The following is a 14,951-nucleotide window of genomic DNA, read 5'->3' as shown; positions in this document are numbered from 1 at the left end:
TCATCCTTTGCTGTGTCGGGCTTGCGCATACGCCTCTATGCCCTCAAATCCAAGGCCGGGCCCCGCATTGACCTCTTGGTGGGCCCCCCGCTAATGTGCCCTGCCTTTCGCCGAGGACAGCGACCGCGATGTCAGACAGATCGCCACGTATCGAAGACATGAACGACCGTTCCCGCGAGGTGTTTCGCCGCGTGGTGGAAGGGTATCTTGAAACCGGCGCCCCCGTCGGTTCTCGGACGCTGACTCGTCACATGAGCGAGAAGGTCTCGGCCGCGACGATCCGCAACACGATGCAGGATCTCGAGCACATGGGCCTGCTCGGCAGCCCCCATGTCAGCGCCGGCCGGATCCCGACCCAGAGCGGGCTGAGGATGTTCGTCGACGGCCTGCTCGAGGTTGGCGATCTCGACGGCGAGGACCGTCGTCGCATCGATCAGTCGATGGCCGAGGCCGACGGCGATGTGGCGACGCTGCTCGACCGGGTCGGGCACGCGCTTTCCGGTCTGACCCATGGCGCTTCGCTGGTGCTGACGCCCAAGCACGAGGCGCCGATCCGGCATGTGGAGTTCGTCTCGCTCTCGCCCGAACGGGCGCTGGTGGTGCTGGTCTTTGCCGACGGCCATGTCGAGAACCGCATCTTCACTCCGCCGGCCGGGCAGACCCCGTCCTCGATGCGCGAGGCGGCGAACTTCCTCAACGCGATCGCCGGCGGTCACACGCTGCGCGAACTGGCCGGTGTGATCTCGCGGGAGATCGCCGCACGACGGCAGGAGATCGACCGGCTGGCGGCCGACCTCGTCGAATCCGGCCTCGCAACCTGGGTCGATCCGGGCGAGCAGGGTGAGCGGTTGATCGTACGCGGCCGGGGCAATCTGCTGGGAGGGGACGCCGCCGAGGCCGATCTCGAACGCATCCGGTCCCTGTTCGACGATCTCGAGCGCAAGCGCGACATCGCGCAGTTCCTCGACCTAGCCGAGGAGGGCGACGGGGTGCGGATATTCATCGGCTCCGAGAACAAGCTTTTCTCACTTTCGGGTTCCTCTCTGGTCGTTTCTCCTTATATGAACGCCGACCGTAAGATCATCGGCGCGGTGGGGGTGATCGGGCCCACGCGGCTCAATTACGGGCGCATCGTGCCCATCGTGGACTACACAGCACAGCTGGTCGGGCGTCTCGTCTCCGACCGCTCCTGAAGGGAAAGAAGCACATGGCAGAACAGGACGAACCGCGCAGCCTCGACGAGCTGGCCGCAGAGGTCGACGAGAACGGCGAAGCGCCTTCCGAGAAGACCAGCGCCGAGGCCGCCGAGGGCTCGGACGACCTCGAGATTCTCAAGCGCGAACGCGACGAGATTCGCGATCGGTTCATCCGGGCGCTGGCCGATGCCGAGAACACGCGCAAGCGGGCCGAACGCGACCGCCGCGAGGCCGAGAATTACGGCGGCTCCAAGCTGGCCCGCGATCTGCTCCCGGTGCATGACAACCTGCGCCGCGCGCTCGACGCGATCGCCGAGGACCAGCGCGAGGCGCAAAAGGCGCTGATCGAGGGGATCGAGCTGACGATGCGCGAGCTTCTGAGCGTCTTCAAGAAGCACGGCATCCACCCGATCGACCCGCAGGTCGGCGACAAGTTCGACCCGCAAATGCACCAGGCGATGTTCGAAGCGCCGGTGCCCGGCACCAAGGCGGGCGAGATCATCCAGGTCGCGGCGCAGGGCTTCATGCTGCACGACCGCCTGCTGCGCCCGGCGCAGGTCGGCGTGTCCTCGATGAAGGAAGGCTGAGGCCAACCGGTCCGGACCTCCATCCAATTCGAAACGGAAAGGCGCGGCCACCGGGGCCGCGCCTTTCTCATGTCAGCAGTCCGGGTGGCTCAGTGGCCCGGTTCCTGCGGCAACAGCCCGCGCAGCTCATAAACCAGATCCAGTGCCTCGCGCGGCGACAGGTCGTCCGGGCGCAGCGTCCTGAGCCGTTCCTCGACCGCCGAGGCGGGCGTTGCCGCTGCCGCTGGCGCTGCGGCCGCAAACAGCGGCAGGTCGTCGATCAGTGCCTTCGGCTTGGCCCCGGACCCGGCCTCGCCGCTTTCCAGCGCGGCGAGCACGACCCGTGCCCGTTCCACCACCGAGGCGGGCAGGCCCGCCAGCCGCGCCACCTGCACGCCGTAGCTGCGATCGGCGGTGCCGCGCCGCACCTCGTGCAGGAAGATCACCTCGCCGCGCCATTCGCGGACCGCCATGGTCGCCGTCGCCACACCTTCGAGCCGTTCGGCCAGCTGCGTCATCTCGTGATAATGGGTCGCGAAGATGCCGCGACAGCGGTTGATCCCCTGCAGATGCTCCAGCACCGCCCAGGCGATCGACAGCCCGTCATAGGTCGCAGTGCCGCGACCGATCTCGTCGAGGATCACCAGCGCCCGGTCGTCGGCCTGGTTCAGGATCGCCGCCGTTTCGACCATCTCGACCATGAAGGTCGAACGCCCGCGCGCCAGATCGTCGGAGGCCCCGACGCGGCTGAACACCTGGCTGACGATGCCGATATGCGCCGAAGCCGCCGGCACGAAGCTGCCGATCTGCGCCAGCACCGCGATCAGCGCGTTCTGCCGCAGGAAGGTCGACTTACCGGCCATGTTCGGGCCGGTCAGCAGCCACAGCGGCGCGTCGCCCAGGTCGCAGTCATTGCCGACGAAGCTTTCACCCGCCTTGCGCAGGGCTTGCTCCACCACTGGGTGACGCCCTGATTCCACGTGAAACGCGCGGCTGTCGTCGAGCCGCGGGCGGCACCAGTCGGCGCCGCGGGCCAGATCCGCCAGACCGGCGGCGAAATCGATCTCCGACAGCGCCCGTGCCAGCTGCCCGAGCGGGCCCGAAGCGGCCAGAATGGTCTCTCTCAACCGGGAATAGACCCGCTTTTCCAACTCCAGCGCCTGACCGCCGGCGTTCAGGATCCGGGTTTCGATCTCGTTGAGCTCCACGGTGGTGAAGCGCACCTGGTTCGCCGTGGTCTGGCGGTGGATGAACCGCTCCGAGAGCGGCGGCGCCAGCATCTTCGCGGCATGGGTAGCGGTGGTCTCGATGAAGTAGCCCAGCACGTTGTTGTGCTTGATTTTCAAGCTCTGGATACCGGTTTCGGCGGCGTAGTCTGCCTGCATCCCGGCGATCACGCCACGCCCCTCGTCGCGCAGCCGCCGCGCCTCGTCGAGCTCGGCATCATAGCCCGCCGCCACGAAGCCGCCATCGCGCGCCAGCAGCGGAGGCTCGGCCACGAGCGCCGCGTCGAGCAGTTCGTGCAGCCTCTCCTGACCGCCCAGCTGCCCGATCGCCTCGGCAAGGGGCTGGGGCAGGACCCGCCCTTCGGCCAGCGCGGCGATGCGCGATGCGACGTCGAGAGTGGCGCGGATCGCCGCCATGTCGCGCGGGCCGCCGCGCTCGAGCGCGAGCCGCGACAGCGCCCGGTCGAGGTCATGCGCGCCGCGCAGCAGCCCGCGCAGATCGCCGCGCAGCCCGTCATCTTCGACCAGATGCGCCACCGCCGCCTGCCGGTCGCGGATCGTGTCGAGCTTGCAGGAGGGCGAGGCGACCCGCCGCTCCAGAAGCCGCGCGCCGCCGGCGGTGACGGTGCGGTCGATGGCGTGCAGCAGCGAGCCCTCGCGCCCGCCATGCATCGCATGGGTCAGCTCCAGCGAGCGGCGCGTTGCCGCATCGATCCGCATCGCTGACATCCGCGCTTCCTGACTCGGCGGTCGCAGCAAGGGCAGGCGGCCCTTCTGGGTCAGGTCGAGATACTCGACCAAGGCCGCCATCGCCGCGATCTCGGCCCGCGAGAAGGCGCCGAAGGCGTCGAGCGAGGCGACCTGCCACAGATCGGTCAGCCGCCGTGTGCCGCCCGCAACGTCGAAGGCACCGCGATGGATCGGCGTGACCGCCAGATCGAAGCCCGAGGTGATCTCCGACAGCTCGTTCTCCGCGCTCTCCTCGACCAGGAGCTCGCGTGGGGTCAGCCGCGCCAGTTCCGGGCCCAGCGCCAGCCGGTCGCAGCCCAGAACCGAAATCGCCCCGGTGGAGATGTCGACCCAGGCCAGCGCGCAATCGCCCCTGAGATCGGCGAAGGCGGCAAGGAAGTTGTGCCGCCGCGCGTCGAGCAGGCTCTCTTCGGTGAGCGTGCCCGGCGTGACCAGACGCACCACGTCGCGTTTCACCACCGATTTCGAGCCGCGCTTCTTGGCCTCGGCCGGATCCTCGAGCTGCTCGGCGATGGCGACGCGGAAGCCCTTGCGGATCAGCGTCAGCAGGTAGCTCTCGGCGGCATGGACCGGCACGCCGCACATCGCGATGTCCTCGCCCATATGCTTGCCGCGCTTGGTCAGCGCGATGTCGAGCGCCTCGGCCGCCGCGACCGCGTCGTCGAAGAACATTTCGTAGAAATCGCCCATCCGGTAGAACAGCAGCGCGTCCGCATGCGCCGCCTTGATCTCCAGATACTGCGCCATCATCGGCGTGACGGTGCCTGCCTGCATGTTCATGCCTGTCCCCCGGAATGCGACCCGCGCGAGACTATCTTTGACCGGGCCGACGCGAAACCCTGCCCGGAGGGGTGACGCTGGGGCGTTGCGCCGCGCCGCAGCATCCCGCTATGGCTTGGGCCAAGGCAGGAGGGACGAAAATGGCCAAACCCCGTTTCACGCGCGAGGACGCGCTGAATTTCCATGAGGCGCCGCAGCCCGGAAAGTGGGAGGTGACGGCCACCGTCCCGATGACCACCCAGCGCGACCTGAGCCTCGCCTACAGCCCCGGCGTGGCGATCCCCTGCGAGGTGATCGCAGAGCACCCCGAGACCGCCTACGACTACACCAACAAGGGCAATCTCGTCGCGGTGATCTCGAACGGCACCGCCGTGCTCGGTCTCGGCAATCTCGGCGCGCTGGCCTCCAAGCCGGTGATGGAAGGCAAGTCGGTGCTGTTCAAGCGCTTCGCCGACGTGAACTCGATCGACATCGAGCTCGACACCGAGGACCCGGACGCCTTCTGCAACGCGGTGCGGCTGATGGGGCCGTCCTTCGGGGGCATCAACCTCGAGGACATCAAGGCGCCCGAATGCTTCATCATCGAGCAGCGCCTTAAGGAGGAGATGGACATCCCCGTCTTCCACGACGACCAGCACGGCACCGCCGTCATCTGCGCCGCCGGGCTGCTCAACGCGCTGCACCTGTCGGGCAAGAAGATCGAGGATGTGCGCATCGTGCTGAACGGCGCAGGCGCGGCGGGTATCGCCTGTCTCGAGCTGCTCAAGTCGATGGGGGCCAAGCACGACAACTGCATCATGTGCGACACCAAGGGCGTGATCTGGAAGGGGCGCGCCGAGGGCATGAACCAGTGGAAATCGGCCCATGCTGCCGACACCCCGCTCAGGACGCTGGAGCAGGCGATGGACGGGGCCGACGTTTTCTTGGGCGTTTCGGCCAAGGGCGCGGTGACGCAGGCGATGGTCAAGTCGATGGCGCCGAACCCGGTGATCTTCGCCATGGCCAACCCCGATCCCGAGATCACGCCCGAGGAGGCGCATGAGGTGCGCGAGGACGCGATCGTGGCGACGGGCCGGTCGGACTACCCCAACCAGGTCAACAACGTGCTGGGCTTCCCCTACCTGTTCCGCGGCGCGCTCGACATCCATGCCCGGGCGATCAACGACGCGATGAAGATCGCCTGCGCCGAGGCGCTGGCCGAACTGGCGCGCGAGGAGGTGCCCGACGAGGTGGCGCTGGCCTATGGCCAGAAGCTCAGCTTCGGGCGCGACTACATCATCCCGACACCCTTCGATCCGAGACTGATCCACCGGATTCCGCCCGCCGTCGCCCGCGCCGGCATGAAGACCGGCGTGGCCCGGCGGGAAATCGAGGACATGGATCATTACGAGCAGGCGCTGAAGGGCCGGATGGACCCGACCGCCAGCGTGTTGCGTGGGCTCAACGCCCGGGCGCGGGCGGCGCAGGCCACCATGATCTTTGCCGAGGGCGACGACCCGCGGGTGCTACGCGCGGCGGTGCAGTATCAGCGTTCGGGCTTCGGCAAGGCTCTGGTGGTGGGGCGCAGCGACGATGTGGCCGAAAAGCTCGCCGCCGAGGGCATGGCCGATGCGGCGGCCGAGCTGGAGGTGGTCAACGCCGCCAACACGCCGCATCTCGATACCTACAAGGCGTTCCTCTACGAACGGCTGCAGCGCAAGGGCCACGACCAGCACGACATCCATCGCCTCGCCGGGCGCGACCGGCACGTCTTCGCCTCGCTGATGCTGGCGCATGGCCATGGCGACGGCATGATCACCGGCGCCACCCGCAAATCGGCGCATGTGATGGAGCTGGTGAACCACGTCTTCGACGCGGGCCCGCATGACGGCGCGGTCGGTGTCTCGGTGGTGATGCATAACGGCCGGATCGTGCTGATCGCCGACACGCTGGTGCATGAATGGCCCGACGAGGAGGATCTCGCCGACATCGCGACCCAAGGCGCGCAGGTGGCGCGCGAGCTGGGGCTCGAGCCGCGCGTGGCCTTCGTCAGCTTCTCGACCTTCGGCTACCCGGTTTCCGAACGCGCGACCAAGATGCATGCCGCCGCAGGCGTTCTTGATGGGCGCAATGTCGATTTCGAATACGAGGGCGAGATGGCCGTCGACGTGGCGCTGAACCCCAAGGGGCAGGAGAACTATCCCTTCTCGCGTCTCACCGGACCGGCCAACGTGCTGGTGGTTCCGGCACGACACTCGGCGTCGATCAGCGTGAAACTGATGCAGGAGATGGCCGGCGCCACGGTGATTGGACCGATCCTGTCGGGCGTCGACAAGCCGATCCAGATCTGTTCGACGATCTCGACCGTCAACGACATCGTCAACATGGCGGTGATGGCCGCCTGCAAGGCGCGCCGGGCATGACGATCTGGAATCTCGGCTCGATCAATGCCGACCATGTCTATGCGGTGCCGCATATTCCGACCCCAGGCGAGACTCTGGCGGCCACCGGGCTGAGCCGGGGCCTGGGCGGCAAGGGGGCCAACATGTCGGTCGCCGCCGCCCGCGCCGGTGCCCGGGTCGCGCATCTGGGCGCGGTGGGCGAGGATGGCGGCTGGATGGTCGAGCGGCTCGAAGCCTACGGCGTCGACTGCGCCCATGTGCAGCGGCGCGGGGGCCCTTCGGGTCATGCCATCATCACCGTCGATGCAAAGGGCGAGAACGCGATCACGCTCTGGCCCGGCGCCAACCGCGACATCGAGCCCGAGGCCGTGAAACAGGCCCTGCAGGGCGCCGCGCCGGGGGATCTCTTCGTCACCCAGAACGAGACGGCGCTGCAGCCCGAGGCGGCGGCGCAGGCCCGCGCCAAGGGCCTCACAGTGGCCTATGCCGCCGCGCCCTTCGATGCCGAGGCCGTGCGCGCGGTGCGGCCGCATCTCGACCTTCTCGTGCTCAACGAGATCGAGGCGCGGCAGCTGGAGCAGGCGCTGGACGCCTCGATCGAAAGCCTCGGCATCGCGCATGTCGTGGTGACGCTGGGCGCGCGGGGCTGCGACTGGATCAAGGCGGGGTCCGAGACGCGCCATCATGTCGACGCCCCCCGCGTCGAGGCGGTCGACACCACCGGGGCGGGCGACACCTTCACCGGCTACCTGCTGGCGGGGCTGTCGCAGGGGCTCGCGATGGAGGCGGCGCTGAACCGCGCCACCCGCGCTGCCGCTCTCAAGGTCGGACGCCCCGGCGCCGCCGACGCGATCCCCACGGCCGAGGAGGTGGAGCGGGCGGTCTTCTAGACCCTGTCGCGGCACGACCATGCAGGATTTCGTCTTCTCCGAGCCTTCGGCGCTGCTTGCAGGCTGCGTCGCGGTGGTGCTGGTCGGGCTGTCCAAGGGGGGGCTGGGCGGCGCGCTGGCGCTTCTGGGCGTGCCGATCATGGCGCTGACGATCCCGCCGGTGCAGGCGGCGGGCATCCTGCTGCCGATCCTTCTGGTGATGGACGCGATCAGTCTCTGGGCCTGGCGCGGACAGTACCACGCTCCCACGCTCAAGCGGATGCTGCCCGGCGCGGTGGTGGGGATCGGCATCGGCTGGCTGACCGCCGCGTTGGTCTCGGACGCGATGGTGCGGTTGATCGTCGGCGTCGTGGCGCTCGCCTTCGCGGCGCGCTGGCTGTTCTCGAGCCAGGCCAGCCGGGCCGAACCCCGAACTGGCAGCGTGACCCGCGCCTCGGTCTGGGCGACGCTGGCGGGCTATACCAGCTTCGTGGCCCATGCCGGCGGCCCGCCGTTTCAGGTCTATACCATGCCACTCAGGCTCGATCCGCGGGTCTATACCGGCACGAGCGTGATCTTCTTCGCCGTGGTCAACGCGATCAAGCTGGTACCCTATGCTGCGCTGGGCCAGTTCGACGCTGCCAACCTGATGGCCGCCGCCTCGCTGGTGCCGATCGCCATCATCTCGACCCTGGCGGGGGCCTGGGTGGTGCGCAGGATGCGGGCCGAGATCTTCTATCCGCTGATGTACGGCATGGTGGTGCTGGTTGGCCTCAGGTTGTGCTGGGACGGGCTCACGACGCTGCTCTAGGCCGCGAGAGGCTTTGACAGTGTCGTTCGGCGAGATGCATCCTGCGCCGGCAGCGATCACCGAAGGGGCAGCAGCCCATGCAGTTCTCCGTCCATTTCGACCGCCCGCCGGACGGCCCGCCGGGCCGCGGGCCCGTGACCGTGGGCTGGTGCCTGAACGAGACCAAGGGCGGGATCATCTATGCCCCGCCGGAACGGGTACGCTCGGTCGATCTCGACCGGCGGCACGCGAAATCCGCCTCGCGCTGCCCGGCGGTGATCAATCTCGAAAGCCGCCATTTCCTGATCCGCTGCCCCTTCGACATCCATGTCGGCTTCGACCGTGACGAGAAGGGCCGGCCGGTGCTGCGCAACCTGAACGGCGCGGCCAGCACGATCCGGGGCAACAAGCTCGGCGAGAAGCTCCACATGGTGAGCGAGGCCGAGTGGCGCCATCCCGGCGTGCCGACCCTGCAGTTGCTGCTGCCCTACCTGTTCTTGTGCGACGAGCCCGTCTACATGAGCCAGGTCGCGCCCTTCATGCATTACAGCCGCACGCCCCTGCCGGGCACGATCTTCGGCGGGCGCTTCCCGATCAATGTCTGGCCGCGCCCGCTGATGTGGGCCTTCGAATGGCACGAGCCGGAAAAGCCGCTGAAGATCTCGCGCGGCGATCCGTTGTTCTATGCCGCGTTCGAGACCCTGCCGCAGGATCGCGGCATCGCCATGGTCGAGGCGCAGCGCACGCCGGAACTGCTCGAATATCTCGACCTGATCTCGGGCGCGGTGAACTACGTCAACCAGACCTTCTCGCTCTTCGAGGCGGCCGAGGCGCGCCGACCGGAGCGGCTGGTGACGCCGGTGGCGCGGCGCGGCGGGCCCGGAACCGCGTGACCGGCATGACCCCGCGCGAGAAGATCGTCGCGCTGCATCGCGCAGGCGATCTCGCGGCGGCGGTGCCGCTCTATGGCGACTGGCTCGCACGGAATCCCGGGGATGCCGGGATGTGGAGCAATCTCGGCGCGGCGCTGCGCAAGTCCGGGCGGCTCGAACAGGCGCTGCGCGCGCATCGCCGGGCACAGGCTCTGGCCGGGCCGCGGGATGCGCAGGTGCTCGCCAACCTCGCCAACGTGCTGGCCGATCTGGGCGAGAACAGGGAGGCGATCGCGCTGCGCCGCCGCCTGCTCGAGCTGCAGGGGCCGGACCCGATGACCGAGGCGATGATCGGCAAGGCGCTGCGCGCCGACGGTCGCGCCCCGGCGGCGGTCGACTGGCTGCGCGGTGCCCTGACGCGCCATCCCGGCCATGTCGAAATCCGCCTGCAGCTGGCATTGGCGATGCTGGCCGCGGGCCGCTGGGCCGAGGGGTTCGACGCCTTCGGCATGCGCTGGGAGAGCGGCGAGCTGACGCCGCGCCGGATGACGATGCCGAAATGGGACGGCGCGCCGCTCGACGGTCGCAGCATGCTGGTCATGCCCGAACAGGGGTTCGGCGACAGCATTGCCTTCGCCCGCTTCCTGCCGGTGGCGCGCGATCTCGGGGCCTCCCGGGTGATCCTCGCCGCCCGGCCGCCGCTGCTGCGGCTGCTGCAGGCGGCGCAGGGCGCCGATCTGGTCTGTCCCGAGGCCGAGGCCCGGGGCGATCTGTGGTGCGACCTGATGGACCTGCCCGCCCATGGCTTCGCGCGCGACGCCGCCGTGCCGCCGCCGGCCCGGCTCGCGGTGCCCGAGGACAGCCGCGCCCGGGCCCGCGCCGTCACCGCGCCATATCGCGATAGGCTGCGCGTCGGCGTGGTCTGGAGCGGCTCGCCGAGCTTTCGGGCCAATGCCGCCCGCTCCTTCTCGCATGAGCGGTTCCTGCCGCTCGCCGACATTCCGGGCGTGCAGCTCTTCTCGCTCTACAAGGGGCCGGCGCTGGCGCCGTACCGGGCCGATGGTAGCGCCGCCTTCATCATCGACGCCTGCGGGTCCGACCGCGACTTCGCCGATTGCGCGGCGATGATGGAGGAGATGGACCTGATCGTGACCTCCGACACCGTCACCGCCCATCTCGCCGGATCGCTGGGCCGGCCGGTCTGGACCCTGCTGCATTGGGATGCCTTCTGGCTCTGGGGGCGCGGCTCGGAACGCACGGCTTGGTACCCCTCGATGCGGCTGGTCCGGCAGACCCGGCCGCATGACTGGAGCGACGTGTTCGAGACGGTGGCGCGCGATCTGGCGGCGCTGGCCGGGGAGAAGCGGCGGTGAAGCAGGTCATGGTGCCGGTCCCGCCCGGCGAGCTGATCGACAAGCTGACGATCCTCGAGATCAAGCTGGCGCGGATCATCGACCCCGACAAGCGGGCCAACGTCGCGCGCGAACACGCGCTGCTCGAGGCGGCGCGCGAGGAGGCCGTTCCGGAGAGCGAGGGGCTCGACCATCTGCGCGGCGAACTGGCGGCGATCAATCTCGAATTATGGGAGATCGAGGACGAGATCCGCGCCTGCGAGGCGCGGCGCGACTTCTCGGAGCGGTTCATCGCATTGGCCCGCGCCGTCTACCGCACCAATGACCGCCGCGCGGCGGTCAAGCGACGGATCAACCTGCTTCTGGGCTCCGATCTGGTGGAGGAGAAGTCCTATGTCGACCCGGATGGAGACGGGCACTAGGGCGGCCTATACGCGGGCTTAACCCGTCCTGGCGCATGCTGCGGCCTCTCGATCGAGCCGCGCGGAGCCCGCAATGAGCGCCCAGAACGTCCCCGTCATCATCAAGCGCAAGAAGGTCGTCGCGGGCGGCGGCCATCACGGCGGCGCCTGGAAGGTCGCCTATGCCGATTTCGTCACGGCGATGATGGCCTTCTTCATGCTGATGTGGCTGCTCAACGCCACCACGGAACAGCAGCGCAAGGGGCTCGCCGACTACTTTGCGCCGACCATCGCGATCAGCCGGACCTCGGGCGGCGGCGCCGAGGTGCTGGCCGGCGACACGCTGCACCAGAGCGACGCGCTCAGCGAATCCGGCACCGGCGCCAATGTCGGCCTGCGCGGCGCGGTGCCGCCCGACCGCACCCCGCCACGGGTGCGACCGGGCGAGGGCGCGGCCGCGACCGAGGTGGCGGCGCTGCGCGAAATCGAAGAGCTGCTGCTCGGCCGCGGCGGCGAGAGCCTAGTCGCACGCAAGGCTCTGCGCCACGTCGTCACCCGGCTCACCGATGAAGGGCTGGTGATCGAGATCTTCGCCCGGCCCGGCGCGCCGATCTTCGATCCGGGAGAGACCGATCCGCTGCCGGTCACCCGCGCGCTGCTGGGTCTCGTGGCGCAGGTCGCGGGCTTGGTCGACAACCCCGTGGCGCTGGCCGCGCATCTGGCCGCGCGGCCCGTGGTGCTGGCCGACAACCCGGTCTGGAGCCTCTCGGCGGGACGGGCCTTGGCGGCGCGCGACACGCTCGAGGCGGCGGGTCTCGCGCCCGCGCGGATTGCCCGCGTCACCGGTCTTGGCGACCGCAGCCCGGCGCCAGAGGGCGCCGCCGCGCCGCGCAGCGAACGGATCGAGATCACGCTTCTGCGGCGCCATTAGCCCGGTCTTAAGCCTGATGCCCTAGCCCTGTCCCCAGCAAGCGATCGAACGGAAAGGTCCCGCATGACGATCTCCTCCTCCCTCAGCGCCGGCGTGTCAGGTCTCGCGGCCAACGCGCACCGGCTGGCGACGATCTCGGACAACATCGCCAACTCGGCCACCTATGGCTATCGCCGCGCGGTGACCGATTTCCATTCCCTGGTGCTGGGCAACGAGTCCGGGCGCTATGTCGCGGGCGGGGTCTCCACCACCTCGCAGCGGCTCATCGACGAGAGCGGTGCGCTCTCCTCGACCGCCAACCCGACCGATCTCGCGGTGCGCGGACGCGGCTTCCTGCCGGTCTCCTCTTCGGCCATGGCCGGGGATCGCGGCACCGAGGATTTCCGCCTGACCACCACCGGATCGTTCCGCGCTGACGAGGATGGCTATCTGCGCACCCCCGACGGACAGACCCTGCTGGGCTGGCCGGCCGAGCTCGACGGCACGATCGGCACCTATCCGCGCGATACCGCAGGCGGGCTTCAACCGGTGCGCGTCCCCGCGGGCGAGCTGTCGGGCATGGCCACGACCGAGGTCACGCTCGCCGTCAACCTCCCCGCCACCGAGACGCAGGACGGCTCGGAGGGTTTCCCCGAGGAGCTGACGGTCGAGTATTACGACAATCTCGGCACCACGCAGAAGCTGAGCCTGATGTTCACCCCGACCGTGCCGGCGCCGGGCGGTGCGCCGACCAACGAATGGACGCTGGAGATCACGGATGGCGCCTCGGCCGGGGCGGTGGTCGGTGAATACACGCTGGTCTTCGACGACAGCCGTGGCGCCGGCGGCACTTTGTCGAGCATGACCGTGGCCACCGGCGGCCCCTTCGACCCCGAGACCGGCACCTTCACCATCGACGTGGCCGGCGGCCCGATCGAGATTGATGTCGGCCTGCCCGGAGTCTCGGGTGGTCTGTCGCAGCTCGCCGGGGTCTTCGCGCCGCTCTCGGTCGGGCGCGATGGCGCAGCCACCGGTAACCTGACCTCGGTCGAAGTCGATCCCGGCGGCTATGTCCACGCTTATTACGACAATGGCGCGAGCCGCCGCATCTACCAGGTGCCGCTGGTCGACGTCGCTAACCCCAACGGGCTCGAGACCCATGACGGCCAGTCCTATTCGCTGACCCGCGAAAGCGGCGAGATGCTGTTGTGGAACGCCGGTGACGGTCCGACCGGCGACATCGTCGGCTTCGCGCGCGAAGAATCGACGGTCGACGTCGCCTCCGAGCTCACCCAGCTGATCCAGACGCAGCGCGCCTATTCGTCGAACGCCAAGGTGATTCAGACGGTCGAATTGTCCTTGGCCGAAGAGACCGATTTGCCGGTCGAGATCTCGGTCTGGGTCTTGGACAGGTCGGAATTGATTCCCTTGAGGGTCTGAAGCGCGACCATCGCGCCGTTGTTGGTCAGAATGCTGGACATGGGTTGTACGGTCCTAAAGCTCGGCGGCCGTCGCGCGCCGGGTTTCGATCAAGGCCCCGCATAGGGGCTGCTGACAGCCGTTCTGACTTCGCGGTCCGGGACGATGCGCCCCGCCGCCTGGGGGTGTCCCCGGTTTCGGGAGACGAGGTCGTTGTCGCAGGAGACGCTTAAGCCCGGCCTAACGTCCGGGCGGCGAGATAGGGCGGATTCCAGTCGAATTTCTCAGGCCTTGCGGCTGAGCGCCGGGTTGGCGGCGGGCGGTGCCGGGCGGCTCCGGCCGTCTTGCCCGTAGGTGGCAAAGCCACCGGCCGCCGCGCGCAGCGCCTCGGCCCGCTCGCGCCCCTCGCGCGCGGCCTCGAACAGCCTGGCCTGCCGCGCGAGGGCACCGTCCAGCTCGACGAGGGCGCGTGCCTCTGCCGGATCGTGCGGTTCCGCCGACAACTCCTCGAGCAGTGCCTGCTTGGGCGCGATCAGCGCACCCAGGGCCGCGACGTCGCCGGTGAGCAGCGCGTCGCGCTCCTGCGCCAGCAGCCGGGCAAGGCGGGTGGCGGCGCTCATCGGGCGCGCGCCGACAGCTCGACATAGAGTTGGTCGGCGAGGCCGATTCCCCCCGCCGCGACCATTCTCTCCGCCTGCGCCTCGAACAGGAACGAACGGAACTGGGCCTCGCTCGCGCCCTCGCCGAAGCCGCCCTGTGGCGTGCCGGGATCGGACAGGCGAAGCAACTCGGAAAGAAACCCGGCTTCGAGCTGCCTGGCGGCCGTCATCAGCGGGTCCGGCTTCGCCGGGTTGAGGGGACGGGCATGGACATGGCCCGTAATGAGAGAGGCGATCATGCGCGGAACTCCTTGCGATCCGCCGGTGATGATCCTGCCGCGTGGTAAATATTCGGTAAGCCTTTCGTGGGCAGGATGGGCGGACGCCGCCGCGCTGAAAGGACCGCGCATGTTCGACCCCCTGCCGACCGGACCGCGACTGCCCGCGCCCTCCAAGGTCCCCGCGGCCGAACCCACTCCGGTGCGGGCGGCGGGGTTCGCCGGGTTCCTGACGGCATTGGAGGGCACGGTGCGGACGCCCCCCGCACTTCCGGATGCAGCCAAGCAGGCCGGGATGAACGAGGCGGGGGATGTCGTGTCGGAAGACCTGCCTGAGGCGGTGTCAGTGGATGAGTCCGCGATGCATGAGCGCCGGCCGGCAAAGCGCCAAGCGAAGGCGGAACAGGTGATGCCGTCCTTTCCGCAGGGATCGGTAGTGAAAAATCCCACCTCTCCCATGCCGGGCGGCAGAGAGGCCGGGGGGGCAGAAAAATCTCCTCCTCTTCCTCTGACGAAGCTTGATGGCGCACCGAATCTCACCGGGGAGGTGGTCATGATGGAG

General features: G+C 68.9%; 12 protein-coding genes and 2 pseudogenes. 10 read left to right on the top strand and 4 right to left on the bottom strand.

All coding sequences use genetic code 11. The annotated features are described in order from the left end of the window. Positions 1-128: 128 nt before the first annotated feature. Together hrcA and T8T21_RS11265 are read left to right on the top strand one after the other, a co-directional pair. Complete coding sequence (gene hrcA, locus T8T21_RS11270) at positions 129-1,193, top strand: heat-inducible transcriptional repressor HrcA (protein WP_183470270.1); 1,065 nt, start codon at positions 129-131, stop codon at positions 1,191-1,193. A 14-nt stretch (positions 1,194-1,207) separates the two neighbouring features. Next, the gene (locus T8T21_RS11265) at positions 1,208-1,783 is read left to right on the top strand and encodes a nucleotide exchange factor GrpE (RefSeq protein WP_322335654.1); all 576 of its coding nucleotides are present in this window, start codon (positions 1,208-1,210) and stop codon (positions 1,781-1,783) included. A gap of 89 nt (positions 1,784-1,872) precedes the next feature. Here the strand turns inward: T8T21_RS11265 and mutS are convergent, their stop codons facing one another. Beyond that, complete coding sequence (mutS, locus tag T8T21_RS11260) at positions 1,873-4,518, bottom strand: DNA mismatch repair protein MutS (RefSeq protein WP_322335653.1); 2,646 nt, start codon at positions 4,516-4,518, stop codon at positions 1,873-1,875. A gap of 140 nt (positions 4,519-4,658) precedes the next feature. Between mutS and T8T21_RS11255 the strand changes: the two genes are divergently transcribed. From T8T21_RS11255 to T8T21_RS11220, 8 genes and pseudogenes are all read left to right on the top strand, one after another. Then, positions 4,659-6,920 carry an NADP-dependent malic enzyme gene (locus T8T21_RS11255; protein ID WP_322335652.1) on the top strand — a complete coding sequence of 754 codons (2,262 nt, stop codon included), beginning with the start codon at positions 4,659-4,661 and terminating at the stop codon, positions 6,918-6,920. Then, positions 6,917-7,789, top strand: coding sequence for a ribokinase (locus T8T21_RS11250; protein WP_322335651.1), 873 nt, complete (start codon positions 6,917-6,919; stop codon positions 7,787-7,789). The genes T8T21_RS11255 and T8T21_RS11250 overlap by 4 nt, the downstream gene beginning before the upstream one ends. Positions 7,790-7,808: 19 nt before the next feature. Further along, positions 7,809-8,579: a sulfite exporter TauE/SafE family protein gene (locus T8T21_RS11245; protein WP_322335650.1), complete on the top strand. Its 771-nt coding sequence runs from the start codon at positions 7,809-7,811 to the stop codon at positions 8,577-8,579. Positions 8,580-8,656: 77 nt separating this feature from the next. Next, positions 8,657-9,451 carry a hypothetical protein gene (locus T8T21_RS11240; protein ID WP_183470278.1) on the top strand — a complete coding sequence of 265 codons (795 nt, stop codon included), beginning with the start codon at positions 8,657-8,659 and terminating at the stop codon, positions 9,449-9,451. A gap of 5 nt (positions 9,452-9,456) precedes the next feature. Then, positions 9,457-10,803, top strand: coding sequence for a tetratricopeptide repeat-containing glycosyltransferase family protein (locus tag T8T21_RS11235; protein WP_322337485.1), 1,347 nt, complete (start codon positions 9,457-9,459; stop codon positions 10,801-10,803). After that, positions 10,800-11,204, top strand: a complete 405-nt coding sequence (locus T8T21_RS11230; RefSeq protein WP_322335649.1) for a DUF6165 family protein — start codon at positions 10,800-10,802, stop codon at positions 11,202-11,204. Before T8T21_RS11235 ends, T8T21_RS11230 begins: the two co-directional genes overlap by 4 nt. A 73-nt stretch (positions 11,205-11,277) precedes the next feature. Continuing rightward, the gene (locus T8T21_RS11225; RefSeq protein ID WP_322335648.1) at positions 11,278-12,114 is read left to right on the top strand and encodes a flagellar motor protein MotB; all 837 of its coding nucleotides are present in this window, start codon (positions 11,278-11,280) and stop codon (positions 12,112-12,114) included. Positions 12,115-12,177: 63 nt separating this feature from the next. Beyond that, a pseudogene (locus T8T21_RS11220) lies at positions 12,178-13,473 on the top strand (flagellar hook protein FlgE); the annotation flags it as partial. Here T8T21_RS11220 and T8T21_RS11215 read toward each other — a convergent pair. The 3 genes and pseudogenes from T8T21_RS11215 to T8T21_RS11205 all read right to left on the bottom strand — a co-directional run. Next, positions 13,437-13,574, bottom strand: a pseudogene (locus T8T21_RS11215) (flagellin N-terminal helical domain-containing protein); the annotation flags it as partial. The pseudogenes T8T21_RS11220 and T8T21_RS11215 overlap by 37 nt on opposite strands. Positions 13,575-13,796: 222 nt before the next feature. Next, entirely contained in the window at positions 13,797-14,132 is a 336-nt protein-coding gene (locus tag T8T21_RS11210) for a hypothetical protein (protein WP_322335647.1), read from the bottom strand. Continuing rightward, entirely contained in the window at positions 14,129-14,410 is a 282-nt protein-coding gene (locus T8T21_RS11205) for a rod-binding protein (RefSeq protein WP_322335646.1), read from the bottom strand. The genes T8T21_RS11210 and T8T21_RS11205 overlap by 4 nt, the downstream gene beginning before the upstream one ends. Positions 14,411-14,951: the final 541 nt, after the last annotated feature.

Origin of the sequence: Limimaricola variabilis (genome assembly GCF_034371605.1) — a bacterium.
Lineage (GTDB): Bacteria > Pseudomonadota > Alphaproteobacteria > Rhodobacterales > Rhodobacteraceae > Limimaricola > Limimaricola variabilis.
This window is presented reverse-complemented; position numbering and strand designations above follow the sequence as displayed.

What these genes read in the sequence shown, in the direction of transcription:
- hrcA (WP_183470270.1), top strand. Translation starts at nt 129, where the DNA reads ATGTCAGACAGATCGCCACGTATCGAAGACATGAACGACCGTTCCCGC.
- T8T21_RS11265 (WP_322335654.1), top strand. Translation starts at nt 1,208, where the DNA reads ATGGCAGAACAGGACGAACCGCGCAGCCTCGACGAGCTGGCCGCAGAG.
- mutS (WP_322335653.1), bottom strand. Translation starts at nt 4,518, where the DNA reads ATGAACATGCAGGCAGGCACCGTCACGCCGATGATGGCGCAGTATCTG.
- T8T21_RS11255 (WP_322335652.1), top strand. Translation starts at nt 4,659, where the DNA reads ATGGCCAAACCCCGTTTCACGCGCGAGGACGCGCTGAATTTCCATGAG.
- T8T21_RS11250 (WP_322335651.1), top strand. Translation starts at nt 6,917, where the DNA reads ATGACGATCTGGAATCTCGGCTCGATCAATGCCGACCATGTCTATGCG.
- T8T21_RS11245 (WP_322335650.1), top strand. Translation starts at nt 7,809, where the DNA reads ATGCAGGATTTCGTCTTCTCCGAGCCTTCGGCGCTGCTTGCAGGCTGC.
- T8T21_RS11240 (WP_183470278.1), top strand. Translation starts at nt 8,657, where the DNA reads ATGCAGTTCTCCGTCCATTTCGACCGCCCGCCGGACGGCCCGCCGGGC.
- T8T21_RS11235 (WP_322337485.1), top strand. Translation starts at nt 9,457, where the DNA reads ATGACCCCGCGCGAGAAGATCGTCGCGCTGCATCGCGCAGGCGATCTC.
- T8T21_RS11225 (WP_322335648.1), top strand. Translation starts at nt 11,278, where the DNA reads ATGAGCGCCCAGAACGTCCCCGTCATCATCAAGCGCAAGAAGGTCGTC.
- T8T21_RS11210 (WP_322335647.1), bottom strand. Translation starts at nt 14,132, where the DNA reads ATGAGCGCCGCCACCCGCCTTGCCCGGCTGCTGGCGCAGGAGCGCGAC.
- T8T21_RS11205 (WP_322335646.1), bottom strand. Translation starts at nt 14,410, where the DNA reads ATGATCGCCTCTCTCATTACGGGCCATGTCCATGCCCGTCCCCTCAAC.